Origin of the sequence: Pseudomonas protegens (assembly GCF_013407925.2) — a bacterium.
GTDB lineage: Bacteria > Pseudomonadota > Gammaproteobacteria > Pseudomonadales > Pseudomonadaceae > Aquipseudomonas > Aquipseudomonas fluorescens_AP.
This window is the reverse complement of record NZ_CP060201.1, coordinates 4,860,278-4,885,115: the sequence shown is the minus strand read 5'-3', so window position 1 is coordinate 4,885,115 and position 24,838 is coordinate 4,860,278. Positions and strand designations below refer to the sequence as shown.

At 60.3% G+C, this 24,838-nt stretch carries 28 protein-coding genes and 1 tRNA gene; 7 read left to right on the top strand and 22 right to left on the bottom strand.

Annotated elements, in window-relative coordinates; translation table 11 throughout:
* Positions 1 to 95 precede the first annotated feature (95 nt).
* The 4 genes from GGI48_RS22740 to GGI48_RS22725 all read left to right on the top strand — a co-directional run bounded on the left by GGI48_RS22740 (position 96) and on the right by GGI48_RS22725 (position 3,828).
* Positions 96 to 1,472: an L-serine ammonia-lyase gene (locus GGI48_RS22740; RefSeq protein ID WP_179600144.1), complete on the top strand. Its 1,377-nt coding sequence runs from the start codon at positions 96 to 98 to the stop codon at positions 1,470 to 1,472.
* A gap of 38 nt (positions 1,473 to 1,510) precedes the next feature.
* Positions 1,511 to 2,635, top strand: coding sequence for a glycine cleavage system aminomethyltransferase GcvT (gcvT, locus tag GGI48_RS22735; protein WP_179600142.1), 1,125 nt, complete (start codon positions 1,511 to 1,513; stop codon positions 2,633 to 2,635).
* Between the two features lie 392 nt (positions 2,636 to 3,027).
* Positions 3,028 to 3,240, top strand: coding sequence for a cold-shock protein (locus GGI48_RS22730; protein WP_007977299.1), 213 nt, complete (start codon positions 3,028 to 3,030; stop codon positions 3,238 to 3,240).
* 96 nt (positions 3,241 to 3,336) lie between these two features.
* Positions 3,337 to 3,828 carry an RDD family protein gene (locus GGI48_RS22725; protein WP_016967341.1) on the top strand — a complete coding sequence of 164 codons (492 nt, stop codon included), beginning with the start codon at positions 3,337 to 3,339 and terminating at the stop codon, positions 3,826 to 3,828.
* Between the two features lie 63 nt (positions 3,829 to 3,891).
* On the opposite strand, the gene nadA is transcribed toward GGI48_RS22725, so the two are convergent.
* From nadA to GGI48_RS22700, 5 genes are all read right to left on the bottom strand, one after another.
* Positions 3,892 to 4,950, bottom strand: a complete 1,059-nt coding sequence (gene nadA / locus GGI48_RS22720; protein ID WP_016967342.1) for a quinolinate synthase NadA — start codon at positions 4,948 to 4,950, stop codon at positions 3,892 to 3,894.
* Between the two features lie 165 nt (positions 4,951 to 5,115).
* A complete protein-coding gene (locus tag GGI48_RS22715) occupies positions 5,116 to 6,486 on the bottom strand; it encodes an ATP-binding protein (protein WP_179600140.1) in 1,371 nt (456 codons plus the stop codon).
* A complete protein-coding gene (locus tag GGI48_RS22710) occupies positions 6,462 to 7,127 on the bottom strand; it encodes a response regulator (protein WP_047305749.1) in 666 nt (221 codons plus the stop codon). The genes GGI48_RS22715 and GGI48_RS22710 overlap by 25 nt, the downstream gene beginning before the upstream one ends.
* A 126-nt stretch (positions 7,128 to 7,253) precedes the next feature.
* The gene (locus GGI48_RS22705; protein ID WP_016967345.1) at positions 7,254 to 7,688 is read right to left on the bottom strand and encodes a hypothetical protein; all 435 of its coding nucleotides are present in this window, start codon (positions 7,686 to 7,688) and stop codon (positions 7,254 to 7,256) included.
* A gap of 29 nt (positions 7,689 to 7,717) precedes the next feature.
* Entirely contained in the window at positions 7,718 to 8,485 is a 768-nt protein-coding gene (locus tag GGI48_RS22700; RefSeq protein WP_016967346.1) for a membrane protein, read from the bottom strand.
* Positions 8,486 to 8,856: 371 nt separating this feature from the next.
* Here GGI48_RS22700 and GGI48_RS22695 point away from each other — a divergent pair, with 371 nt between their 5' ends.
* The 3 genes from GGI48_RS22695 (at position 8,857) to GGI48_RS22685 (ending at position 11,191) form a co-directional block, all read left to right on the top strand.
* Positions 8,857 to 10,098, top strand: coding sequence for a type II and III secretion system protein family protein (locus tag GGI48_RS22695; protein ID WP_179600138.1), 1,242 nt, complete (start codon positions 8,857 to 8,859; stop codon positions 10,096 to 10,098).
* Between the two features lie 107 nt (positions 10,099 to 10,205).
* Positions 10,206 to 10,931 (top strand): tetratricopeptide repeat protein, encoded by a 726-nt coding sequence (locus GGI48_RS22690; RefSeq protein WP_179600136.1) that lies wholly within the window; start codon positions 10,206 to 10,208, stop codon positions 10,929 to 10,931.
* A gap of 2 nt (positions 10,932 to 10,933) precedes the next feature.
* Complete coding sequence (locus GGI48_RS22685; protein WP_179600134.1) at positions 10,934 to 11,191, top strand: DUF3613 domain-containing protein; 258 nt, start codon at positions 10,934 to 10,936, stop codon at positions 11,189 to 11,191.
* A gap of 269 nt (positions 11,192 to 11,460) precedes the next feature.
* On the opposite strand, the gene GGI48_RS22680 is transcribed toward GGI48_RS22685, so the two are convergent.
* The 17 genes from GGI48_RS22680 to GGI48_RS22600 form a co-directional block, all read right to left on the bottom strand.
* Positions 11,461 to 11,536: transfer RNA gene (locus GGI48_RS22680), tRNA-Lys, on the bottom strand.
* Positions 11,537 to 11,599: 63 nt separating this feature from the next.
* Complete coding sequence (queC, locus tag GGI48_RS22675) at positions 11,600 to 12,301, bottom strand: 7-cyano-7-deazaguanine synthase QueC (protein ID WP_042940611.1); 702 nt, start codon at positions 12,299 to 12,301, stop codon at positions 11,600 to 11,602.
* Between the two features lies 1 nt (position 12,302).
* Complete coding sequence (queE, locus tag GGI48_RS22670; protein WP_016963208.1) at positions 12,303 to 12,950, bottom strand: 7-carboxy-7-deazaguanine synthase QueE; 648 nt, start codon at positions 12,948 to 12,950, stop codon at positions 12,303 to 12,305.
* 165 nt (positions 12,951 to 13,115) lie between these two features.
* Positions 13,116 to 13,940 (bottom strand): tol-pal system protein YbgF, encoded by an 825-nt coding sequence (gene ybgF / locus GGI48_RS22665; protein WP_016963209.1) that lies wholly within the window; start codon positions 13,938 to 13,940, stop codon positions 13,116 to 13,118.
* A gap of 6 nt (positions 13,941 to 13,946) precedes the next feature.
* Positions 13,947 to 14,444: a peptidoglycan-associated lipoprotein Pal gene (pal, locus tag GGI48_RS22660; protein WP_003227510.1), complete on the bottom strand. Its 498-nt coding sequence runs from the start codon at positions 14,442 to 14,444 to the stop codon at positions 13,947 to 13,949.
* Between the two features lie 53 nt (positions 14,445 to 14,497).
* The gene (gene tolB / locus GGI48_RS22655) at positions 14,498 to 15,778 is read right to left on the bottom strand and encodes a Tol-Pal system beta propeller repeat protein TolB (protein WP_015636767.1); all 1,281 of its coding nucleotides are present in this window, start codon (positions 15,776 to 15,778) and stop codon (positions 14,498 to 14,500) included.
* Positions 15,779 to 15,795: 17 nt separating this feature from the next.
* Positions 15,796 to 16,857 (bottom strand): cell envelope integrity protein TolA, encoded by a 1,062-nt coding sequence (gene tolA, locus GGI48_RS22650; protein WP_179600132.1) that lies wholly within the window; start codon positions 16,855 to 16,857, stop codon positions 15,796 to 15,798.
* A complete protein-coding gene (gene tolR / locus GGI48_RS22645; RefSeq protein WP_011063015.1) occupies positions 16,857 to 17,309 on the bottom strand; it encodes a protein TolR in 453 nt (150 codons plus the stop codon). Before tolR ends, tolA begins: the two co-directional genes overlap by 1 nt.
* A 13-nt stretch (positions 17,310 to 17,322) precedes the next feature.
* Positions 17,323 to 18,018, bottom strand: coding sequence for a protein TolQ (gene tolQ / locus GGI48_RS22640; protein ID WP_016963211.1), 696 nt, complete (start codon positions 18,016 to 18,018; stop codon positions 17,323 to 17,325).
* Positions 18,008 to 18,475 carry a tol-pal system-associated acyl-CoA thioesterase gene (ybgC, locus tag GGI48_RS22635; protein WP_047305814.1) on the bottom strand — a complete coding sequence of 156 codons (468 nt, stop codon included), beginning with the start codon at positions 18,473 to 18,475 and terminating at the stop codon, positions 18,008 to 18,010. Before ybgC ends, tolQ begins: the two co-directional genes overlap by 11 nt.
* Before the next feature lie 138 nt (positions 18,476 to 18,613).
* A complete protein-coding gene (ruvB, locus tag GGI48_RS22630) occupies positions 18,614 to 19,672 on the bottom strand; it encodes a Holliday junction branch migration DNA helicase RuvB (RefSeq protein ID WP_016963213.1) in 1,059 nt (352 codons plus the stop codon).
* The gene (gene ruvA, locus GGI48_RS22625) at positions 19,673 to 20,281 is read right to left on the bottom strand and encodes a Holliday junction branch migration protein RuvA (protein WP_016963214.1); all 609 of its coding nucleotides are present in this window, start codon (positions 20,279 to 20,281) and stop codon (positions 19,673 to 19,675) included. It lies immediately after the preceding gene.
* Positions 20,282 to 20,395: 114 nt separating this feature from the next.
* On the bottom strand, positions 20,396 to 20,920 hold the full coding sequence (ruvC, locus tag GGI48_RS22620; protein WP_016963215.1) for a crossover junction endodeoxyribonuclease RuvC: 525 nt from the start codon (positions 20,918 to 20,920) through the stop codon (positions 20,396 to 20,398).
* Between the two features lie 129 nt (positions 20,921 to 21,049).
* Complete coding sequence (locus tag GGI48_RS22615) at positions 21,050 to 21,796, bottom strand: YebC/PmpR family DNA-binding transcriptional regulator (RefSeq protein ID WP_016963216.1); 747 nt, start codon at positions 21,794 to 21,796, stop codon at positions 21,050 to 21,052.
* Between the two features lie 110 nt (positions 21,797 to 21,906).
* Positions 21,907 to 23,682: an aspartate--tRNA ligase gene (aspS, locus tag GGI48_RS22610; protein ID WP_011063022.1), complete on the bottom strand. Its 1,776-nt coding sequence runs from the start codon at positions 23,680 to 23,682 to the stop codon at positions 21,907 to 21,909.
* Between the two features lie 95 nt (positions 23,683 to 23,777).
* Positions 23,778 to 23,999 carry an FmdB family zinc ribbon protein gene (locus GGI48_RS22605; RefSeq protein WP_010457489.1) on the bottom strand — a complete coding sequence of 74 codons (222 nt, stop codon included), beginning with the start codon at positions 23,997 to 23,999 and terminating at the stop codon, positions 23,778 to 23,780.
* A 187-nt stretch (positions 24,000 to 24,186) separates the two neighbouring features.
* Positions 24,187 to 24,660 carry a Dps family protein gene (locus GGI48_RS22600; RefSeq protein ID WP_016963217.1) on the bottom strand — a complete coding sequence of 158 codons (474 nt, stop codon included), beginning with the start codon at positions 24,658 to 24,660 and terminating at the stop codon, positions 24,187 to 24,189.
* Between the last annotated feature and the right edge of the window lie 178 nt (positions 24,661 to 24,838).

The window sequence follows — 24,838 nt, the reverse complement described above, 5'->3', positions numbered from 1 at the left end:
CTAGTAGCCTCAAGCTGCAAGAAAGAGCCGATCGGCGTCTGACTTGCAGCTTGTCGCTTGCCGCTGCCTCCATAACAAGAAACCGGAGAACCAACATGTCCCTGAGCGTGTTCGACCTGTTCAAGATTGGCATCGGCCCCTCCAGCTCCCACACCGTTGGCCCGATGCGCGCGGCCGCGCGCTTTGTCGAAGGCCTGCGCCGCGATGACCTGCTGGCGGCCACCGTTTGCGTCAAGGTCGAGCTGTACGGCTCGCTGGGCGCCACCGGCAAGGGCCACGGCAGCGACAAGGCGGTGTTGCTGGGCCTGGAAGGCGAACAACCGGACAGCGTGAATACCGAGAACATCGGCGCTCGCCTGCAGGCCATACGCAGCAGCGGACGAATCAACCTGCTCGGTGAACACAGCATTGCGTTCAACGAGAAAGAACACCTGGCAATGATCCGCAAACCCCTGGCCTATCACCCCAATGGCATGATTTTCCGTGCCTTCGATAGCGCCGGCCTGCAGATCCGCAGCCGTGAGTACTACTCCGTTGGCGGCGGTTTCGTGGTCGACGAAGACGCCGCCGGCGCCGACCGTATCGTCGAAGACACCACTCGCCTGACCTTCCCCTTCAAGACCGCCAAGGAGCTGCTGCAACATTGCAGCACCTATGGCCTGTCCATCAGCCAGGTGATGCTGACCAACGAAAGCGCCTGGCGCCCGGAAGCGGAAACCCGCGCCGGCCTGCTGAAGATCTGGCAGGTGATGCAGGACTGCGTGGCCGCCGGTTGTCGCAACGAGGGCATCCTGCCGGGCGGGCTCAAGGTCAAGCGCCGCGCCGCCGCCCTGCACCGCCAGTTGTGCCAGCACCCAGAAGCGGCGCTGCGTGATGCGCTGTCGGTGCTGGACTGGGTCAATCTCTACGCCCTGGCGGTCAACGAGGAAAACGCCAACGGCGGACGCGTGGTCACTGCGCCCACCAATGGTGCGGCCGGGATCATCCCGGCGGTGTTGCACTACTACATGCGCTTCATTCCCGGGGCCAACGAAGACGGGGTGGTGCGTTTTCTCCTCACGGCTGCGGCCATCGGCATTCTGTACAAGGAAAACGCCTCGATCTCCGGCGCCGAAGTCGGCTGCCAGGGTGAAGTGGGCGTGGCCTGCTCGATGGCCGCCGGGGCCTTGTGCGAAGTCCTCGGCGGCAGCGTGCAGCAGGTGGAGAACGCCGCGGAAATCGGTATGGAACACAACCTCGGGCTGACCTGCGACCCGATCGGCGGCCTGGTGCAGGTGCCCTGTATCGAGCGCAATGCCATGGGTTCGGTGAAAGCCATCAATGCGGTGCGCATGGCACTGCGCGGCGACGGCCAGCATTTCGTCTCCCTCGACAAGGTCATCCGCACCATGCGCCAGACCGGCGCCGACATGAAAAGCAAATACAAGGAGACCGCCCGTGGCGGTCTGGCCGTGAACATTATCGAGTGCTGATACGTCGCCCGTATCCGCAGTTTTTTCAGGAGTTGCCCATGTCCACCGAAACACTGTTGAAAACCCCATTGCACAGCCTGCACCTGGAACTCGGCGCCCGCATGGTGCCGTTCGCCGGCTACGACATGCCGGTGCAGTACCCGCTGGGGGTGATGAAGGAACACCAGCACACCCGTGAGCAGGCCGGGCTGTTCGATGTGTCCCACATGGGGCAGATTCTGTTGCGCGGCGCCAATGCCGCCCAGGCCCTGGAAACCCTGGTGCCGGTGGACATCATCGACCTGCCGGTGGGCATGCAACGCTATGCCATGTTCACCAATGACCAAGGCGGCATCCTCGACGACCTGATGGTCGCCAATCTGGGCGACGACCAGCTGTTCCTGGTGGTCAACGCCGCCTGCAAGGAGCAGGACCTGGCCCACCTGCGCCAGCACATCGGCAAGCAGTGCGACATTCAGCCGCTGTTCGAAGAACGCGCCCTGCTGGCCCTGCAAGGCCCGGCGGCGGTCACAGTGCTGGCGCGCCTGGCGCCGGAAGTAGCGAAGATGACCTTCATGCAGTTCAAGCCGGTGACCGTGCTGGGCCTGGACTGTTTTGTCAGCCGTTCGGGCTACACCGGCGAAGACGGTTTCGAAATCTCGGTCCCTGCCGAGCACGCGGAAAAACTCGCCCGTGCCCTGCTGGCCGAACCGGAAGTGGCGGCCATCGGCCTCGGCGCCCGCGACTCCCTGCGCCTGGAAGCCGGCCTGTGCCTGTACGGCCACGACATGAACAGCGACACCACGCCGATTCAGGCCAGCCTGCTGTGGGCCATCTCCAAGGCCCGGCGCGCGGATGGCCCACGCGCCGGCGGTTTCCCTGGTGCCGAGGTGATCTTTGCCCAACAACAGGGCGGCGTCGCTCGCAAACGTGTCGGCCTGCTGCCTCAGGAACGTACCCCCGTGCGTGAAGGCGCGGAAATCGTCGACGCCGAAGGGAACATCATCGGCAGCGTTTGCAGCGGTGGCTTCGGTCCGACACTCGGCGGTCCATTGGCGATGGGTTACCTCGATATCCAGCACTGCGCACTTGATACGCCAGTTGCAGCGATAGTACGTGGGAAAAAGGTGCCAATGCTTGTAAGCAAAATGCCATTCGTACCCCAACGCTACTATCGAGGCTGAGGGACTGTTTCTATAAGTAACGCGGTTGCGTTAAAAGTGCACTAATCTGTAACGCAACCGCCATAAAACAGTGCATATTTTCGATACTGAATTTCACTTATAACGTCTGAAAACAATTGAACAACTCTATCGAATAAGCCCTGCACGCTAGTTGCGCCAAACCTCGGCAAGCTGAGTAAAACCGGGGCTTCGCGGGGCTTGTTTTTTCTCCCGTAGTTGGCGTAGAGTTTCCCCACTGTGTTTGCATGGGTCGCTTGGAATCGTGACCTGGGCAGTAGCTAACAAGTTTGCTACAACCCGTTCGACGTCTCTTACTTTCCTGCAACCCAGCCCAGTACTCTTCCATGAGGAAGAGACTGTCATTAATTTTTTAGCGTCAAAGGAAATAAGAAATGTCCCAACGTCAGAGCGGTACCGTCAAGTGGTTTAACGACGAGAAAGGTTTTGGTTTTATCACTCCAGAAAGCGGTCCGGATCTGTTCGTACACTTCCGCGCTATTCAGGGCAACGGCTTCAAGAGCCTGAAAGAAGGCCAAAAAGTGACCTTCATCGCTGTGCAAGGCCAGAAAGGCATGCAAGCTGACGAAGTACAAGCAGAAGCTTAATCGTCTGTAACGAAAAAGCCCCTGATGCTGACATCAGGGGCTTTTTTGTGCGCGCAATTCCGTAAAATGGCTTCTTTTTTCAGTCGAGAGCCTGTCATGTCGAAACATCTGCTAAGCCCCCAAGGCGAGTTTCCCGCCGCCGGCCTGGGTCGTCGCCTGGCAGCGATGTTCTATGATTTTCTGCTGTGCGTCGCCCTGCTGATCGTCACGGGCGGCCTCTACAAGCTGATCCAGATGCAGATCATCGGCGAAGCGCGGATGCGTGCCTTGACCGAATCCGGCGCTCTGGATGGCGACCCGCTTTACTCCACCGTCCTGCTGTTTGTGCTGTTCGGCTTCTTCGCCAAATTCTGGACCCATTCAGGGCAGACCCTGGGCATGCAGGTCTGGGGCATCCGTGTACAGAATGCCGATGGCAGCCGTATCAGCTTGTGGCAGGCGCTGTTGCGCTTCATGGTGTCCATTGCCTCCTGGCTCTGCGCTGGCCTGGGCTTCTTCTGGGTGCTGGTGGACAAGCAGAAACGCAGCTGGCACGACATTTACTCCAACACCCAGCTGGTGCGCATTCCCAAGCAGAAGAAAAAGTAATACGCCACACACAAAAACGCCCCGACCAATCGGGGCGTTTTTGCTTGCACACGAGACAACCGATCAGGCATTGCCCGCCAGTTTCATCCGCGCCGCCTGAGTGAAGTCCAGCATGCGCTTGAGCGGCCGAACGGCATTGGGGATCAGTGCCGGGTCCACCTGAATCTCGTTGCTGCCCTGTTGCAGGCACTGCAGGGTGCGCTCCAGGGTATTCATCGCCATCCACGGGCAATGGGCGCAACTGCGGCACGCTGCGCCGTTACCGGCCGTAGGCGCCTCGATGAACACCTTGTCCGGGCACAGCTGCTGCATCTTGTAGAAGATGCCGCGGTCGGTGGCGACGATGAAGGTCTTGTTCGGCAGACGCTGTGCGGCGGCGATCAGCTGGCTGGTGGAACCGACCGCATCCGCCAGTTCGATCACCGAGCTGGGGGACTCGGGGTGCACCAGGATGGCCGCATCCGGGTACAGCGCCTTCATGTCTTCCAGTTGCTTGGACTTGAACTCTTCGTGAACGATGCAGGCCCCATCCCAGAGCAGCATGTCAGCCCCGGTCTGGCGCTGGATGTAGGTGCCCAGGTGCTTGTCCGGGCCCCAGATGATCTTCTCGCCGTTATCCATCAGGCTTTCGACGATCTCCAGCGCGCAGCTGGACGTCACCACCCAGTCGGCACGGGCTTTGACCGCCGCCGAGGTATTGGCATAAACCACTACGGTGCGCTCGGGGTGCTGATCGCAGAAGGCCGAGAACTCGTCCACCGGGCAACCCAGATCGAGCGAGCAAGTGGCCTCCAGCGTCGGCATCAGCACGCGTTTTTCAGGGTTGAGAATCTTCGCCGTCTCACCCATGAAGCGCACCCCGGCCACCACCACGGTCTTGGCCGGATGCGCGTTGCCGAAACGGGCCATTTCCAGGGAGTCGGAAACACAGCCACCGGTCTCTTCAGCCAGGGCCTGAATCACCGGATCACAATAGAAATGCGCAACCAGCACCGCGTCCTGAGCCTTGAGCTCGGCAGCGATGGCAGCACGAAAATGGGCCTCTTGCTCAGCACTCAAGGGTTTGGGCTGTTTGGCGTCGAGGTGGGCTTGAACCAGAAGGCGTTCGGAAATTTGCGTCATGTTCGCAAGACCTGCAGGCGCTTGGGCGCGAAAGTCGAGTATACCACCGGCTCCGGACCGCTTAGGGCCCCGCCGGGAGAGTGAGTTCATCAGGTACGGACAGCATTGGAGCCGCGCAAGGCTACAGAATATCCGGGGCATTCAAAAGCCAATTCTGCCCCGCGTCTAATCCTCGCGACCCGGCTCGACCCGTGCAAACTCCACCCAGACGCACAACCCGGTCCTGGCCTGCTCATCGGTGTAAGCGAAACGGATCCGGGCGCCATAACGCTCGGCGATGACCTTGACGATGGAAAGCCCCAGCCCCGAACCCAGTTCCTCGCTCCCCAGGCAGCGATAGAACGGGTCGAACACCCGATCACGCTCCTCCGGCGCGATACCCGGGCCCGTGTCGCAGACCTTCAGCCGCACCGCGCCGCGCTCCAGGCTCACCGACAAATCCACCTTGCCCCCCGGCGGGGTATAGCGAATGGCGTTGTCCACCAGGTTCTTCACCAGCACCTGCAAGTCCACCTCGCTGATGCGCACCTGGCCGTCCTGCCCACCCTCCACGCCGATATCGATCGCCTTTTCTTCCGCCAGCGGCAGCAGGTCCTCCAGTACCTGCCGATAGACCCCGTGCACTGAAACCAGGGCCACACCGACCCCGGCACCGGACTGCGCAAACGCCAGGCTCAACAGCTGATCGATCAACTTCTTGCTGCGCTCGATGCCCCGCCGCAACAACAGCAGACGCTCCATGGCCTGGCTCGACATTTCCACAGTGGCCAGCCGCTCGGCCTGCAGGGACAGGGCCGTCATCGGCGAACGCAGCTCATGGGCCGCATCCGCAACAAAACGTCGCTGCACCTCCATGGAACGGGTGACCCGGGCCAGCAGTCGATTGATCGCCCGCACAAAGGGGCGGACTTCCGTAGGCAAATGCCCTTCATCGATCGGATGCAACTCCTGCTCGCCTCGCTGATCGATCTCCGCCGCCAGGACCTCGATCGGACGAAACAACGTGCGCACCAGGTTGGCCAGCACCAGCAACAGCACGGGGAGCAAAAACAGGAACGGAAGCAGGCTGCGCGCGGCACTCTCGCGCGCTTCTTTGTCCCGGGCGCCCATTTCCTGAGCCACGGCAATGCGCTGCCCCTGGGCAGTGGTCTTGACCAGTACCCGGAACGGCTCGTCCCCCACTTTCTGCGTCGACCAACCATCGGCCAGCGTGGTCGGCAAGGGCAAAGGCGCACTGCTGTCGTCATCTGCGCTCGCCCTGGCGCCATCGGCCAGGTACTGGATGACCACCCGGGACTCCTCGTTGTCGCCCTCGATCGGTTGCTCAGGCTCGGAGTACCTCAGGCTCATCTGCTGGCGCTCGAACAAGGCCGCGACCTGGCGCAGGGTGTTGTCCTGCATTTCCCGAGCCTCGTCGAATGCCGTAACAAAGGCGAAGACCGCCGCCAGCAGGGCAACGATCAGGATCGCCGTCGACAGCACGATGGACAGCCGGAGCTGGACCGACTCGCTCAGACGCTTTTTGAAACCATCCATCCCATCCCCCTGACGTTCTTGATCACCTGGCTGCCCAGCTTGCGGCGCAAGGCGTGGATCAGAAACTCCACGGCGTTGCTTTCCACTTCGTCGCCCCAACCGTAGATGCGGTCCTCGAGCTCACTGCGCGAGAGAATCGCCCCGGGCCGGATCAACAGCGCCTGCAACAGGGCAAACTCCCGGTTCGACAGCTGCACATCGGCCTGCTGCGCGGTGCTCGCCTGCTTCGAGACCGGGTCCAGCGACACCACGCCATTGCTCAACAGCGGCGCCGCACTTCCGCCCTTGCGGCGCATCACCGCACGCATGCGCGCCAACAGCTCGGCCATGGCAAAGGGCTTGGATAGGTAGTCATCCGCACCGCCGTCGAGGCCGCGCAAACGCTCATCCAGGCTGTCGCGGGCGGTGATGATCAACAGCGGCACCGGGTTACCGCCGCGGCGCAGGGTGTCGAGGACTTGCAGCCCGTCCTTGCCCGGCAGCCCGAGATCCAGCAGCACCTGGTCATAATGCTGGGTGTCCAGGGCGGCCAGAGCGCTGCCCCCATTGCGCACCCAATCGGCGGCGTGGCCCGCGTCCTTGAGCGCTCCGACAATGGCCTCGCCGATCATGACATCGTCTTCCACCAGCAAGATCCGCATAGCACCTCCACAATCAATCAAGCGCGGCATCCCCCGGAGGGATGCCGCGCCCAGCATGAATCACCTTGATCGGCCATCACCCAGCCTGTTACACACAGCGGCGCACCGACCTCGCGGCAGCGGGCTTCATTGCTTGCCCTGCAATGAATTGAACGTCTTGAGCAGCTCATCCATGGCCAGTTTGCAGTCGGCTTGCCGTGGACTGCCGGCGCGCAACGCGTCGAGTGCGCGATCGATTGCCTTGTCCAGCACGTGCCAGTCAGCTGCGGCTCGGGGTTTCAATCCTGCTTCGGCGCTATCCCAGGAGAGCTCCAAATCCTTGATCCGGCTCTTGGCCGCGCTCAGATCATTGTTGTCCACCAGGGCCGCCACCTCGGCACTGATGCCTTGGAACGCCGACAGATCCCCCAGCTTGGATACCGTGCCCTGGCCGGCCACAACCTGAGCTGGCGCTGGGGACTTTGGTTCATCGCCAGTCTTGGAGCATCCGGCGGCGCCCCCCAGCAGGACGATTGCGGAGAGGATCATGAGCTTACGAGTAACAGAATGGAAATGAGCCATCATTGATTCCTTGATTGAAAATGAGCGAATCACTCGGTAACACGCTGGCGACCAGCCACGCTGATCTGCGCAGCCGTCACCAGCAGGAAAATCACGCACAGGAAGATCCCGCTGGTCCAGGTCGCCCCCAGGCCAAGGCCGCCGTAGGTCTTGGCCTGAGTCAGAAGGTCGCCCAAGGAGGCGCCGAAAGGGCGCGTGAGGATGTAGGCGATCCAGAAGGTCAGTACCGCGTTGCCCCCCAATCGCCAGGCGGCAAAGGCCACGCAGATCAGTACGGCAAAGATCACCACTCCCAAGGTGAACCCCAATCCCAGCGCCTCGGTGGCCAGATCACCGGCGGCGGTCCCCAGGGCAAAGGTGCACAGCACTGTCGCCCAGTAGAACAATTCACGCCGGGGAGTCACGATCTGTCGGATCGAAAGACTGCGTTCAACGCCATACCAGACAGCCAGGTTGATCGCCAACAGCAAGGCAAACAGTGCCGTGCTGAGATACAGACTGACGCCCAACTGATCGGTCAGCACATCGGTGACCTGGGTGCCGACGATGCTCACCAGCACCACGCTCAACCAGTAGATCCAGGGCGTGTAGGCCCGGGTACGCAACTGCGCGAACAACGCCAGCGCCAACAGCAGCGCCATGCCGATGCTGGTCACCCCCTGCCCCAGGCCGGCATCGACAGCCAGGTAATCGGCACAGGTTTCCCCGACCGTGGTGGACATGATCTTGATCACCCAGAAGGACAGCGTCACTTCGGGCACTTTGTTCAGCCAATTGGCCGGGCTCAATGGCTTCATCTAGGACCTCTCCCTAACGTCGCCTGAATTGGCGCGGGGGCAGAGGTTACGAGGGAAAACTTAGCTGAAACTGAGCGGCCCCCAAATGGCCAGTCAGATCTGGATGCCGGGCTCCTGAAACACCTCTCCAAAGCCATTCCCAGAGTTGCTGCTGGCTACAGCGAGGCCCCTTTCTACAAGGGGTTGCGGGGGGCGGATGATGGACAGTTTTTTTGCATTTAATAGCATTTTGGACTTTCTACGCTAACGTCAGATAACGATGCAGTTATCTGGGATCAGCAAGGAAAAGCCTATTTCAGAATGCTCTGACGAATGATTCGTGGCGCCCGACTGTCCCGGCTGACTCTCCCAGCCAATCAAGGAAGCAGTAAATGAACAGTGACTACTTGCAGATACTCAGGCGAGTGACATGGACACTCATTTTTGCCGGTTTACCTACAGGAGTGACCCTGGCAGCAGCGAACAATTGTGCAGGGCTGGAACCATTACCGGCAGTGCTTGAGGTCGGCGAGGGCATGCAGACCGCCATACACTCTTCCGTGGCCATCACCCGACTGGCAGTGGGTGATCCGAAAATCGTCGATGTACACGTCAATGGCAATGACTCCTACCTGCTGACCGGCATGGCGCCCGGCGCCACCAGCCTGATGGTCTGGAGCGCCTGTTCCAGCTCACCGCGGCAAAGCATGGTCTTCGTCCAGGGCAAAGCCGCCCAGTCGCTGGCGGGTTCGCTGGCCCCCTCCTCTGAAAGCCCCCTGCTGCCCAGCCAGGTGCAGACCGACATCCGCTTTGTCGAGGTCAGCCGTACCAAGCTGAAGGAAGCCAGCACCTCGATCTTCGGCAAGAGCGGCAACTTTCTGTTTGGCTCGCCCGGATCCGTTCCCGGCGTCACCGTGACACCCGGGCAGATCGGTAGCCTGGCGCCCCGCATCCCACTGGATAACGGCAGCTTCAATATCGGCTTTGGCGGCGGCAATGTGCTGGGGATGATCAATGCACTTGAAGGCAGCGGCTTCGCCTATACCCTGGCACGTCCCAGCCTGGTGGCCCTGAGCGGGCAGAGTGCGAGCTTCCTCGCCGGTGGCGAGGTGCCGATCCCGGTGCCGAGCTCTGGCAGCGACAACATTTCCATCGAATACAAGGAATTCGGTATCCGCCTGACCCTGACCCCCACGGTCATCAGCAACAACCGCATCACCCTGAAAGTGGCGCCGGAAGTCAGCGAACTCGATTACAACAACGGAGTGACAATCTCCAGTACCCGAGTACCGGCGCTGATTGTTCGGCGAACCGACACCAGCATTTCCCTGGCTGACGGCGAGAGCTTCGTGATCAGCGGCCTGATCAGCACCAACAACAGCTCCAGCGTGAGCAAGTTGCCGGGCCTGGGCAACATTCCCATCATCGGCGCGTTTTTTCGCGACTCCTCGATAAAGCGTGAGGAGAAGGAACTGCTGATGGTGGTCACCCCCCATCTGGTGCAACCACTGGCCGCCAACGCTCAGTTGCCTTCGCTGCCAGGTGAACCGTTGCGCAATTACGATCCGAACTGGTTCCGCATGTACTTCCTGGAAGACGGCGACTTTGATCAGCGCAGTGGACTATCGCAATGAACCAGCACCTTGGCTCCTCTCTGGTGATGAAACTGAGCAATCAGAACCTCGACAGGCCGTGCCTGGGGGTCATGACCCGAGCATCGCGCGCATTACGGGAACGGAAAATGAAAACCATGATGGTGGCGATAGGGCTGGCGATGCTCAGTGGCTGCGCATCACCTGGAGACGCATCCTGGTCGTCGCTGAGCGCTCCGCAAGACTGCGCCAAGATCAACTCCGACCAGGAGTTGTCACTCAGCCTGGCAGACCAAATGATCAACAGCGGCAAACTGCACGCTGGCCTGGCCAATTTGCAACGCCTGCCGGATGACCTTCCGGCAGTGCGCCTGCGCAAGGCCAAGATCTACCGCCTGCTGGGTCAAGGCGAGGCCGACCCGCTGTACCGCAGCCTGCTCGGTGGTTGCCTGGCCGCCGAAGGCGAGCAGGGCCTGGGGCAACTGGCCGCAGAGCGCAGCGATAACCTGCAGGCTCTGGTGCATCTGCAACGTGCAGCCCGGCTATCGCCCACCGACGAGAAAATCCGCAACGATCTAGGCGTGGTCTACCTCAATCAACGGCGCCTGAAAGAAGCCCGTTTCGAGTTCATCACCGCCATGGAGCTCAAGCCGTCGGGTCAATTGCCGGCCCTCAATCTGGTGACCTTGCTGATCTATCAAGGGAACTGGAAACAAGCCTCGGAAGTGGTCAGCCGCGTCGGCCTGAGCCCGGGGCAAGTCACCGAAGCCAAGGCCCGCGCAGAAAAACTCGGAACCACGGCGCCCAATGATCGGGTAGCAAGCGCCGGCGATCCGGCACAACCCGAAGCCATCCCCTCGACAACGCAGAGGTAGTGATGAAACACACCATGCTCAGTTGCCTGGGCCTCTTGCTGCTTCCCCTCGCGGCGCAGGCCATCGAACCCGGTCCATCCTCCCCGCAGCAGCAGGTCACCGAAGTCTGGTTGCAACTGCAGAGCCGCAATCAGGTAGCGTCGCGCACTCCGCAACCGGCATCCCCCGGCGAACGGGAGTTGAGCCTGCAGCGCTGGATGGAGAGCTACAAACACGCGATCCCCGAGTACTACAAGGAATACTCGGGCAAAGGAAAATAAGCCGTTACTGTCAACGGCGCGCCTGAAGCTCGGCGGCCATTGTTCGCCACGCCAAGTGGTTGAGCACTTCGGCGCGGGGAATACCGCCAGGCACGCCGCACACCGCTGCCTCAGGACAAACCGCAAGACGAGCAGTTGTCGCAAGTCATTGATAGCCTTCCTGAGCGCATCGAACTTTGATGCCCCACATCCGGGTTTATTGCAGGCAAAAAAAACCCGGAAATCCTCACTTTCGTGGGCCTTCCGGATTTTCTAAACCGCCAAAAATATGGTGGGTCGTGTGGGATTCGAACCTACGACCAATTGGTTAAAAGCCAACTGCTCTACCAACTGAGCTAACGACCCGCTGTGTGGTGGCGCGTATAATACTGATTTCTAACGGGAATTCAACACCCTAAATGAAAAAAATCAAAAATAAACGGTTGGATCGCTGACACCGGCCGCGTCGAAACCTTCTGCGCGCAGGCGGCAGCTGTCGCATTTGCCACATGCACGGCCATTGTCGTCCGCCTGATAGCAGGAAACGGTCAGGCCATAATCGACGCCCAAACCCACACCGGCCTTGATGATTTCAGCCTTGCTGAGGTTCTGCAGGGGTGCCTGGATACGGAAGCCCTGCCCTTCGATACCGGCCTTGGTGGCCAGGTTGGCCATGCGCTCGAAGGCTGCGACGAACTCGGGACGGCAATCCGGGTAACCGGAATAATCCACTGCATTGACGCCGATGAAGATATCGCGCGCTTGCAGAACTTCCGCCCAGCCCAGGGCCAAGGACAGAAACACGGTGTTGCGTGCCGGCACATAGGTCACCGGAATTCCCTCACCGGGCGCTTCCGGCACATCGATGGAGCTGTCGGTCAGGGCCGATCCGCCAATGCCATTGAGATTCAGGCCGATCACCTTGTGCTCCACCACGCCCAGGTCCCGCGCCACGCGCTCGGCAGCGTGCAATTCGGCGCGATGGCGTTGGCCATAATCGAAGCTCATGGTGTAGCAACGGTAGCCTTCGGCGCGGGCCATGGCCACTACGGTGGCCGAGTCCAGTCCACCGGAGAGCAGGATCACTGCACGTTTCTCGGTCGAAGATTGGTTCTGTACTTGCTCAGTCATTTCAGCGCCCCGGCTCATCATTCCAAAGGTATTTATGCAGCTGCAGTTGCAGTCGCACCGGCAGGTTGTCAGCCACGATCCAGTCAGCCAGATCCCGTGCGCTGAGATCATGGTGGCTGGGCGAGAACAAGACTTCGCCCGCACGCCGCTCAAGGCCGTACTGGATCAGTTTGGACACCGCCCAGTCGTAGTCCTCACGGGAACAGATGACAAACTTGACCTGATCGTTGGCGGTCAGCAGTTCGATGTTCTCGTAGCGATTGCGATGCGCTTCCTTGGAACCCGGGGTCTTGAGGTCAAGAACCCGGCTGACGCGCTGATCGACTTCGGAAATATCCAGCGCGCCACTGGTCTCCAGCGAGACTTCATAGCCGGCATCGCACAACTGCTTGAGCAAGGGAATGGCATTAGGTTGCGCCAACGGCTCGCCGCCGGTGACACAGACATAACGCGGACGGAAACCGGCAACCTGCTCCAGCAGGCTGTCGAGGGTACGCTGGGTGCCGCCGCTGAAGGCGTAGGCGCTGTCGCAGTATTGGCAACGCAACGGACATCCGGTCAGGCGCACGAAAACCGTGGGCAGCCCGGCAGTCCGAGTTTCCCCCTGCAACGAGTAGAAAACTTCGGTAATTCTCAATGTGTCTTGCATAGTCGCCACGGGCGTAACAGCTAAACAGGCTGTCCGCCTCCGTCAGGCACTTCCAGGAACCCCGCCATCGCGCAGATCCCAGGAAGCGTGTTTCAAAAAAGGGGGTGAATTCTAACGAAAAAACCCGCGACAAGCGCGGGTTTCTTGTAACGGCTGCCAACACGCTTACATGCGCTGCAGATCCCGTTGTGCCAACTGAGCGGCGGAAGTACCCGGATATTGGGCGACCACCTGCTGCAGAATGCCTTTGACCCGGTCGGTATGACCCAGGCGGCGCTCCACATCAGCCAGCTTGTACAACGAATCCGGCACCTTGGCGTGCTTGGGATACAGCTGGGAAACCTTGGCAAATGCCTGGCCGGCACCTTGCAGATCGCCCTTGGCCAGGTTCACTTCACCCAGCCAGTACTGGGCGTTGCCAGCGTACTGGCTGTTGGGGTACTTGCGCAGGAATGCCGAGAAAGCCTGGCTGGCCTTGTCGAAATCCTTGGCTTTGATCAGGTCGAAGGCAGCATCGTAATAGAGCTTTTCCTTGGCCGGATCACCGGGTTCGCTGCTGGCGGCTGGGGCCTGGGCAGCAGCGCCGGCTGCGGCTCCGGCGGCATTGCTATCGCCACCGGCAGAAGAATTCTCAGGAGTCGCGGCAGGTGCAACACCGCTTCCTATGCGCCGATCAAGATCCTGGTATCGCTCCAGGCTTTCTTGCTTCATGCGCGCTACATCATTTTGCAGAACTTCGATCACACCCTGTTGGCGTGCAATCTGCTCCTGCATTTGCTGCAGTTGCTGGAACAGCTCGCCCTGTGCCGAGACAGGGGTCGAAACCCCTCCCCCGGCATAGGCGCCGTTCGTGCCATAACCCGCTGGCGGATAACTGCTCCCGCTATTGTTATAGCCGGAGTTGTTATCGACCACAGGAACCGCAGACCACGCCGCAAGCGGCGTGAGACTGAGAGCCAAAATAGTTACAGCACGACGGCACGTTCGCATGACGAATTACTTACGCAGTTCGACGCGACGGTTTTGAGCCCAGGACTGCTCGTCGTGGCCAGTAGCAACTGGACGCTCTTTACCGTAGGAAACCAGCTCCAGCTGAGCTGGGGAAACGCCCTGCAGAACCAGGTAGCGCTGAACGGCTTTCGCACGACGCTCGCCCAGTGCCATGTTGTACTCACGAGTACCACGTTCGTCGGTGTTGCCTTCCAGAACAACGCGAGCGCCGTTTGCTTTCAGGTCTTTGGCGTGAACGTCCAGAGCGCGCATGGCTTCTGGCTTCAGGTCCGAGCTGTCGTATTCGAAGTAGAAGGTGGTGATTGCGCGCAGAGCAGCTTCTTCGCTCAGGGAGCCATCAACAGCACCAGTGTTAGCGCCGTAACCAGCGTTTGGATCAACAGCGCCTTCGCCGGCGTTGTCGCCACCTTTGGAGGAGCAACCTACAGCTACGGCCATGGCCAGAGCCAGCGCAGCAAACTTACCAAACTTCAACATTTCCATCGTGAAACTCCTAATGAACCCCAGTGTGTTAAGTGAAACTTTGTAGCGCCGCGTCAGTTCAGGTAAGGGGACCAGGACGGTTCTCTGACTTCGCCTTGAGCGGTAGGAAGCGGGAGCCTCACACGTCCATTAATGGACACGAGCATCAAGACTCCCCGGCCCTGCTGGCGGGTGGCGTAGATTACCATGGTGCCGTTGGGCGCAACAGTAGCTGACTCATCTAGGTTGGTGTCTGTAAGGATTTTTACGCTACCGCGCTGCAAATCCTGAGCCGCTACCCGGAAGTTGGTGAAACCATCCTGGCGGTGAATCATTACCAGGGTCTTTTCGTCAGCAGAAAGTTTCGGGTTGGCGTTGTAGTTACCAATAAAGGTCACACGCTCAGCGCCACCACCATTGATGTTGCTTTTATAAACCTGCGGCTTGCCGCCACGGTCGGAAGTGAAATAGATGGTGGAACCATCCTTGCCCCAGAACGGCTCGGTGTTGATACCCGGGCCACTGGTGACACGACTGATCTGCCGGGACGCCATGTTCATCACATAGATATCCGGATTGCCATCCTTGGACAGCACGAAGGCCAGGCGGGTGCCATCCGGCGACCAGGCAGGAGCGCCGTTCAGGCCTTCGAAGTTGGTGATCTGCTCACGACGACCCGTGTCGATGTGTTGCACGAAGATCCGCGGACGCTTCTGCTCGAACGACACATAGGCGATGCGCTTGCCATCGGGTGCAAAACGCGGCGACAGGATCGGCTCGCGGGACTGCAGCAGGGTAACTGCACGCGCACCGTCGTAGTCCGAACGCTGCAGGGTGTAACGGGTGTTGTTCACCGAGAAACGCTCGGCCGTCACGTACAACAGGCGAGTCGAGAACGCGCCCTTGATACCGGTGAGCTTTTCAAAGGACTGGTCGGAAATGTAGTGCGACATGTCCCGCAGTTGATCAACGCTGCCCGACACGCTGCCGGTCAGCACTTGCTGCTCGGTGGCGACGTTGAACAGGGCGTATTGCACCTGCAGGCGACCGCCCGCCGGAACAATGCTGCCGACCATCACGTACTGGGCACCCAGGGCTTTCCAGTCGCGGAAAATGACTTCACTGGCCTGGGTCGGCAGGCTGATCATGTTCTGCTTGGGGATAGGTGCGTAGTAACCCGAGTTGCGCAGGTCATCACCGATGATCTGCGCCATGTCGTCCGGCAGCACGCTGCCGCCTTGCCAACCGAACGGCACTACCGCGATGGGAGTTGCCCGGTCACTGCCACTGGTGACCAGAATGTTTTTTTCATCCGCTGCCGCTATCCCTGCCATACAGCAAATAACGACAAGCATTCCTCGAAGAAGGTTTCTCACAAGGCTAGATCCTCAGGTGTGAATGTCATCTTGAATGAACGATAGGGAGCAAAATCCTTCGGACTCAACCCCTGCATTTCTGTCAAACGCCCAATGTTCTTGACTGCCGCTACCGCCGAGGCATCGAACGGACCATCACCACTGGACTTGATCACGCTGACCGTGGTCACCGTGCCATCCGGCAACATGCCGATCCGCAGTTCCACTGTCATGCCCTTGCGTGCCGAAGGAGGACGAGCCCAGCCTTCCGCTGCACGGATACGAATCAGGTCATCGAAGCTGCCAGCGACACTGTCACCGACCTCATCCGACTTGGTGGCTTCACGCTCCGGCTTGTCGGACAGCAAGTCCGCCAGGGCCTGAGCCTTCTTCTCTTCGGCAGATTTACGCGCTGCTTCCTGGGCCTTTTTCTTCGCGGCATCGGCAGCAGCTTTCTTCTTCGCGTCTTCGGCGATCTTTTTCTTCGCCTCTTCAGCTTCAGCTTTCTTCTTCGCGTCTTCCGCGGCTTTCTTCTTCGCGTCTTCGACGATTTTCTTCTTGGCCTCTTCAGCGGCCTTTTTCTTGGCGTCTTCTTCAGCGGCTTTCTTGGCTTCTTCTTCGGCTTTCTTCTTGGCTACATCAGCCAATTGCTTCTCTTCGGCCTTCTTGGCTTCCGCAGCTTTCTTGGCTTCATCAGCCTTCTTCGCCTCGTCAGCTTTCTTGGCTTCATCGGCCTTTTTCGCTTCCGCGGCCTTTTGAGCAGCCTCTTCTTTCTTTTGTTCCGCAGCCTTGATCTCTTCCTGCTCGACCTTCTTCTGCTCCAACTGCTCGGCTTCGGTCTGACGCGCGGCGGATTTCTTCGCCTCACCCGCAATCTTGTGATTGGTCTGGGTCGTCGCCGAGCTCTTGGATTTCAGCTGATACAGGGTCGCCTGGACGATCGGCTTGGCCGGAGGCAATTCCGGGGTCATGGCGAAGCTGACAAACAGCATGCCAAACACCAGCACGTGCAGGGCGATCGCCCAGACGCTAGGCCAGAAGTAGCTTTCCGAGGCGGACGGCTCTCGCTGTTGGTGCATCAGGGCGCCTCGGTAATCAAGCCAACGTTACCGACTCCGGCTTTCTGCAGGCCGCCCATGGCACCCATCACGGCGCCGTAGTCGACGGATTTATCACCGCGAATGAACACCTGGGTGTGTTTGCCGCCTTCATTGCCGGCACGGATGATCTTGGTCACCGCGTCGGTCATCTGCGGCAAGGTCATCGCCTTGTCCTGTTGCTTTTCGGTGTCGACTTCGCTGCCAAGGTTCCAGTAGTAGGTCTTGTCAGCCTTGATCGAAATGGTCAGTACCTGGGTGTTGTTGTCCTGGGGCAAGGCTTCACTGGAAACCTTGGGCAGATCAACTTTCACGCCCTGGTTGAGCATCGGCGCGGTCACCATGAAGATAACCAGCAGTACCAACATCACGTCGATGTAGGGCACCACGTTCATCTCGGCAACCGGCTTGCGTTTGTGGCGAACTCGGGCCATTGGGTTTACCTGCTCACTCTTCGCTGGTGTGCACTTTACGGTGCAGGATCGCCTGGAACTCGTCGGCGAAGGTGTAGTAACGGCTGATCAGCGTCTCGCCACGAGCGGCGAAGCGGTTGTAGGCGATAACCGCCGGAATGGCCGCGAACAGACCGATGGCCGTAGCGATCAGGGCTTCGGCGATGCCGGGAGCCACAGTGGCCAGGGTCGCTTGCTGGGCCTGGGCCAGGCCGCGGAAGGAGTTCATGATCCCCCACACGGTGCCGAACAGACCGATGTACGGGCTGACCGAACCGACGGTGGCAAGGAACGGCAGGCTCTGCTCGAGCTTCTCTTCCTCACGGGAGATGGCGACACGCATGGCCCGGGACACGCCTTCCATCACGGCTTCAGGATCAACACCCGGCTGTTGACGCAGACGGGAGAACTCCTTGAAACCAGCCCGGAAAATCTGCTCGACCCCGGAATCCGGGTCCGGGTTGCTGCCCGCCTGACGGTAGAGTTTGGACAGGTCGATACCGGACCAGAAGCGCTCTTCGAAGCTCTCCAGGGCACGTCGACCGGCGCGCAGCAGGTTGCTGCGCTGAAAGATCATGATCCATGAAGTCACCGATGCGGCAACCAGGGTCAGCATTACCAACTGCACTACAACGCTGGCATTGCTGACCAGGCTCCACATGGAGGAATGGTCGACGACGTTAGCTTCCACGCTTTATCTCCTGCTCTGAGTGTGTACCCGCGCTGCTCTCGTCGGCAAAGGCCGTACGCAGAGCGTCTGGAATGGCGCGGGGTTTGAAAGTGTCGGCGCGCACACAGGCCACCAGGAACTGCCCCTCACAGAGCAGCGCATTATCCGCGGCTCGCCTGACCTGCTGAGTGAAGCGCAGGCTGACCCGGTTCAATTCGGTGACATGGGCACTGACCAGAAGCTCGTCGTCCAGTCGCGCCGGCGCGTGATAACGCGCTTCGCTGGAATGCACGACGAATAACAGGTTCTCCCCTGCCAGCTGCGATTGGGCAAAGCCCAGGTGTCGTAGCCGCTCGGTTCGAGCCCGCTCCATAAACTTAAGGTAATTAACGTAATACACGATGCCGCCGGCATCGGTGTCCTCGTAATAAACGCGACAACGATGTGCGAACGGCTCAAGCCCGTTTTGCGCGCGCATACTCTAGTGCTTACTCCTCAGGTTGCCAATCCGGCCAGGCAACTGTTTTTTCATTCTTGAACGACTTTTCATGCAGTTTGGGCAATGCCAGTCCCTAGGACAGCACAAACCCCGAATAAATCGACAAGACGCGGGTGATTAATCGTCCACAGCATCAAGGAATTCGTCTACCACAGGCATGTCACCCAATCGTGACGGAATGTTTAGACCGAAGTGCAGATACGCATGCCGGGTCACCACACGACCACGGGGAGTGCGCATGATGTAGCCCTGCTGGATCAGGTACGGCTCCAGCACGTCTTCGATGGTGTGACGCTCTTCGCTGATCGCCGCGGCCAGACTGTCGACCCCCACCGGACCACCGTCGAACTTCTCGATCATGGTCAGTAACAGACGCCGGTCCTGATGATCGAAGCCACGTTCGTCGACATCCAGCAGGTTCAATGCCAGGTCGGCGATCGGCTTGGTGATGTGCCCCTTGGCCCGCACTTCGGCAAAATCCCGCACCCGGCGCAACAGGCGGTTGGCAATCCGCGGAGTACCACGGGCCCGCCGCGCGACCTCGAAGGCGCCTTCCGGATCCAGCGGCAAACCGAGAATGTTGGCGGAACGACTGACAATGGTCGCCAGATCCGCCGTGCTGTAGAACTCCAGGCGCTGGACGATACCGAAACGGTCCCGCAGCGGGTTGGTCAGCATGCCCGCGCGAGTGGTGGCGCCCACCAGGGTGAACGGCGGCAGGTCCAGCTTGATCGAGCGCGCAGCGGGCCCCTCGCCGATCATGATGTCGAGCTGAAAATCCTCCATGGCCGGGTACAGCACTTCCTCGACGATCGGCGACAGCCGGTGAATCTCGTCGATGAACAACACGTCATGGGGCTCAAGATTGGTCAGCAGCGCCGCCAGATCGCCAGGGCGCTCCAGCACCGGCCCCGAGGTGCTCTTGATCGAGACGCCCATTTCCTCGGCAATGATGTTGGCCAGGGTGGTCTTGCCCAGCCCCGGAGGGCCAAAGATCAAGGTGTGATCCAGGGACTCGTTGCGCCCACGGGCGGCCTGGATGAACAGCTCCATCTGCTCGCGCACGCTGGGCTGGCCGATGTAGTCGGCCAGGCTGACCGGACGAATCGCCCGGTCCTGGATTTCCTCGCGCTCACGGGGGCCCGTGGCGGCGATCAGACGATCAGCTTCAATCACTTAAATCATTCCCTTCAAGGCTCTGCGGATCATGTCTTCACTGCTCAAGCCTTTTTCTTTGATCGCGGACACCGCCTTGCTGGCTTCCTGAGGCTTGTAGCCCAGGGAAATCAGCGCACTGACCGCATCGGACTCGGCGCTGGCCACCGGCACCGGGGCATCCGGCTGGTTCGGCACCAGGGCGAACATGCTCGGCACCGCCTCCCAGGCCTTGAAGCGATCCTTGAGTTCCACCAGCAGGCGCTCGGCGGTCTTCTTGCCGACTCCGGGCACCTTGGTCAGGGCCGAGGTGTCCTGGGCCTGCACGCAACGCACCAGTTCATCCACCTCAAGACTGGACATCAGCGCCAGGGCCAGCTTGGGGCCCACGCCATTGAGACGGATCAACTCGCGAAAAAAGTCTCGCTCGCGCTTGCCGGCGAAGCCGTAGAGTAACTGCGCGTCCTCGCGCACGACCAAATGGGTGTGCAAGGTCAGGGGTTCGCCGACCGACGGCAGCCTGTACAAGGTGGTCATGGGCACTTCGACTTCATAGCCCAGCCCGTTTACATCAAGAATCAGGTGCGGCGGCTGTTTCTCAGCCAGGGTGCCGCGCAAGCGTCCGATCACGTTTCAGATCCTTAAGCGATGGCCAGCTCGCAGCTGGCGACTCGTTGAGCGAGCGTTCGCGCCGACTGCCCAGGCGCACAACGCTCCACTCCTAAAATGACTGCGCTGATGCTATCAGAGACGCAGGCGCCCGCCACGACTGCGTGCCGTTCCCAGACCATGGGGCAACAGGCTGGAGCGGGTGTGAGCGTGACAAATGGCAATGGCCAGGGCATCCGAGGCGTCGATCTGCGGTTTGGTGGTGAGCTTGAGCAAGTGCATGACCATCATCTGCACCTGCTCCTTGTTGGCCCCGCCGGTGCCGGCCACAGCCTGCTTGACCTGGGTCGCGGTGTATTCGGCGATCTCCAGGCCTTCCTCGGCTCCTGCAACAATCGCTGCGCCCCGGGCCTGGCCGAGCTTGAGCGCCGAATCGGCATTGCGCGCCATGAACACTTTCTCGATGCCCATGGTCACTGGACCGTAGGTCTGAATCACCTCACGCACACCGCGATAGACAATCTGCAAGCGCTCGGGCAGCTCGCCGGCACCGGTGCGAATACAGCCGGACGCCACGTACACGCAGCCACGCCCGGTGTCTCGAACCACGCCATAACCGGTAATGCGTGAGCCGGGGTCGATGCCAAGAATTAGAGTCATAAAGCCTGCTGCTTGAGTAAGAATGCCGGCCGGCCAGGACCGGAAACGCAAAAAGGCAGAAGCCGGAAGCGCCCTGCCGCGCAATCATCGCGGCGTAGCGCATCCGGCTTCAAGGGTAGTGCAGTGGGATCAGCCGAGCTGCTCGGCCACCGATTCCGGAATATCCGCATTGGAGTAGACGTTCTGCACGTCATCCAGGTCTTCCAGCATGTCGATCAGCTTGAGGACCTTCTCCGCCCCCTCCAGGTCCAGTTCGGCACTGGTGGTGGGCAGCATGACGATTTCCGCGTCCGCAGCGGTGAAGCCCGCCGCTTCCAGGGCATTGCGCACGCCGTAGAAACCGGCGAACGAAGTGAACACGTCGACGGTGCCGTCTTCGTTGCTCACCACATCGTCGGCGTCAGCCTCCATCGCCGCCTCGATGAGCGCATCTTCGTCGACACCTTCGGCGAAGGTGATCTGGCCCTTGCGCTCGAACAGATAGGCCACCGAACCATCGGTCCCCAGGTTGCCGCCGCACTTGCTGAAGGCATGACGAACCGCCGCCGCGGTGCGGTTGCGGTTGTCGGTCATGCATTCGACCATCACCGCCACGCCGTTGGGGCCGTAGCCTTCATAGGTCAGTTCGACCACGTCGTCGCTACCGGCCGCGCCGGTGCCACGGGCGATGGCACGATCGATGATGTCGCGGCTCATGTTGGCGCCCAGGGCCTTGTCCAGGGCCAGGCGCAAACGTGGGTTGGAGCCGGGCTCGCCGCCGCCCTGACGGGCCGCGACGGTCAGCTCACGAATCCACTTGGTGAAGATCTTGCCTCTCTTGGCATCCTGACGCTCTTTGCGGTGCTTGATGTTCGCCCACTTGGAATGACCTGCCATAACTTGCTCCAAATTCTCTTTGAAACATTGCCCACGCCGCTTGGCGGGCGGGGCAACAAAACTCGACCCATAGAAAAAGCGCACCCGAGGGTGCGCCTAATCGGGCCGGCTTATTCAGCCTTGGGCTGTTCGCGCAGGCGGATGTGCAGCTCGCGCAGCGCCTTGGCATCCACCAGACCCGGTGCCTGAGTCATGACGCAGGCCGCGCTCTGGGTTTTCGGGAAGGCGATCACTTCACGGATCGACTGGGCGCCGGTCATCAGCATCACCAGACGGTCCAGACCGAAGGCCAGGCCACCGTGGGGCGGCGCGCCGTACTTCAGGGCGTCCAGCAGGAAGCCGAACTTCTCTTCCTGCTCGGCTTCGCTGATGCCCAGCAGACGGAAGACCGCTTGCTGCATTTCCTTGCGGTGGATACGGATCGAACCGCCACCCAGCTCGGTGCCGTTCAGAACCATGTCGTAGGCGCGCGACAGAGCGGTAGCCGGGTTGGCTTCCAGCTCTTCAGGCGAGCACTTGGGCGCGGTGAACGGGTGGTGCAAGGCGGTGAAGCTGCCGTCGTCGTTCTCTTCGAACATCGGGAAGTCGACCACCCACATCGGCGCCCATTCGCAGGTCAGCAGGTTCAGGTCGTGACCGAGCTTGATGCGCAGGGCACCCAGGGCCTCGCTGACGATCTTGGCCTTGTCGGCACCGAAGAACACGATGTCGCCGTCGACCGCACCCACGCGATCGAGGATCACGTTGAGGTTGGCTTCCGGGATGTTCTTGACGATCGGCGATTGCAGACCTTCGACACCCTTGGCGCGCTCGTTGACCTTGATGTAGGCCAGGCCCTTGGCACCGTAGATGCCGACAAACTTGGTGTAGTCGTCGATCTGCTTGCGCGGCATGCTCGCCCCGCCAGGAACGCGCAACGCGGCGATACGGCATTTCGGATCGTTGGCCGGACCGCTGAAGACCTTGAATTCCACTTCTTTCAGTTGGTCGGCAACGTCTACCAGTTCCAGCGGGTTGCGCAGGTCCGGCTTGTCGGAACCGTAGCGACGCATGGCCTCTTCAAAGGTCATGTGCGGGAATTCGCCGAATTCCAGACCCAGCACTTCCTTGAACAGGTTGCGGATCATGCCTTCGGTCAGGCCCATGATGTCTTTTTCGTCGAGGAAGCTGGTTTCGATGTCGATCTGAGTGAACTCAGGCTGACGGTCGGCACGCAGGTCTTCGTCGCGGAAGCACTTGGCGATCTGGTAGTAGCGGTCGAAGCCGGCCACCATCAGCAGTTGCTTGAACAGCTGTGGCGATTGCGGCAAGGCGAAGAAGCTACCGGCGTGGGTACGGCTCGGCACCAGATAGTCGCGAGCACCTTCAGGGGTGGCGCGAGTCAGGATCGGAGTTTCCACGTCGAGGAAACCGTTCTCGTCCAGGTAGCGACGGATGCTGGTGGTCATGCGCGAGCGCAGGCGCAGCTTCTCGGCCATTTCCGGACGGCGCAGGTCGATAAAGCGATAGCGCAGACGGGTTTCTTCACCCACGTCGGAGTATTCGTTGAGCGGGAACGGCGGGGTTTCCGCTTCGTTCAGCACTTCCAGCTCGTAGCCCAGGACTTCGATCATGCCCGAAGCCATGTTGGCGTTGCCGGCACCGGCCGGGCGCAGACGCACCTTGCCGGTGATCTTGACTACGTATTCGCTGCGCACGCGGTCGGCGGCGGCGAAGGTTTCAGCGCGGTCCGGATCGAACACCACCTGGGCCAGACCTTCACGATCACGGATATCGAGGAAAATCACCCCGCCGTGGTCACGGCGACGGTGGACCCATCCGCAAAGGGTTACTTCCTGACCTTCCAGGCTTTCGTTCAGTTGGCCGCAATAATGGCTGCGCATCATGGTAGTGGTTTCACTTCTCGTAATTCGAAATTCGATGGAGGCCTTGCGCACCATGAGGTGCCGGATAGTGCAAGAACTCGCGCGTGTCGTTCAACTTAGTCAGCTTTGTCGCCACCGGCCAGGTTCTTCTTGGAGCCGGTCTTGAAGTCGGTTTCATACCAGCCGGTGCCGCTGAGGCGGAAGCCGGGCATGGACAGCATCTTTTTCAGTTCAGGTGCCTGGCAGGCAGGGCAGTCGACCAGTGGCGCAGCACTGATCTTTTGAATGGCTTCCAACTGATGACCACAGGAAGCGCATTGGTAATCGTACATGGGCATGGGGGCGTCTCGGCAATCCAGATTACTGCTTGAACTACAGCCAGAGCCCACGCCAAAGCCCGGGCTACTTAGCAAAGAGCGGGATTATATCCATTAAATCGGCCCTGTGCAGCCGTATGACCATATAGATGGCGGAGCGTGTCAAAAGGCGCGGATGGCGTCCGGGACGCCATCGGCCATGAGCGACTTAGCGGTTTTCCAGCAGGGAACGCAGCATCCACGCGGTTTTCTCATGCACCTGCATGCGCTGGGTCAGCAGATCCGCCGTTGGCTCGTCGCTGACCTTGTCCAGCAACGGGAAGATGCCGCGGGCAGTACGGGTGACCGCTTCCTGACCGGCGACCAACTGCTTGATCATTTCTTCCGCGGCCGGCACCCCCTCCTCCTCCTTGATCGAAGACAGCCGGGCGTAGATGGAGTAGGCACCCGGCGCCGGAAAGCCCAGGGCGCGGATACGTTCGGCGATCAGGTCGACCGCCAGGGCCAGTTCGTTGTACTGCTCTTCAAACATCAAGTGCAGGGTGCGAAATTGCGGGCCGGTGACATTCCAATGGAAGTTATGGGTTTTCAGGTACAACACGTAGGTGTCCGAAAGCAGACGGGACAGGCCGTCGACAATGGATTTACGATCTTCTTCGCTGATACCGATATCAATTGTCATGTTTCTCTCCGTTAACGGGATGGATTCACCCAATCAGTTGCCGGACCACTCTAGCAAGAGTGTCGCTGCCCCGCCGACCCGGATCGTCAATCGACCCGCGGTGGATTGCCCAATGGCCCGGCCATGGCTTGCAAACACTGAGTTGCAGGCAGTGTCTGACCTCTGGAAAAAACCGGCG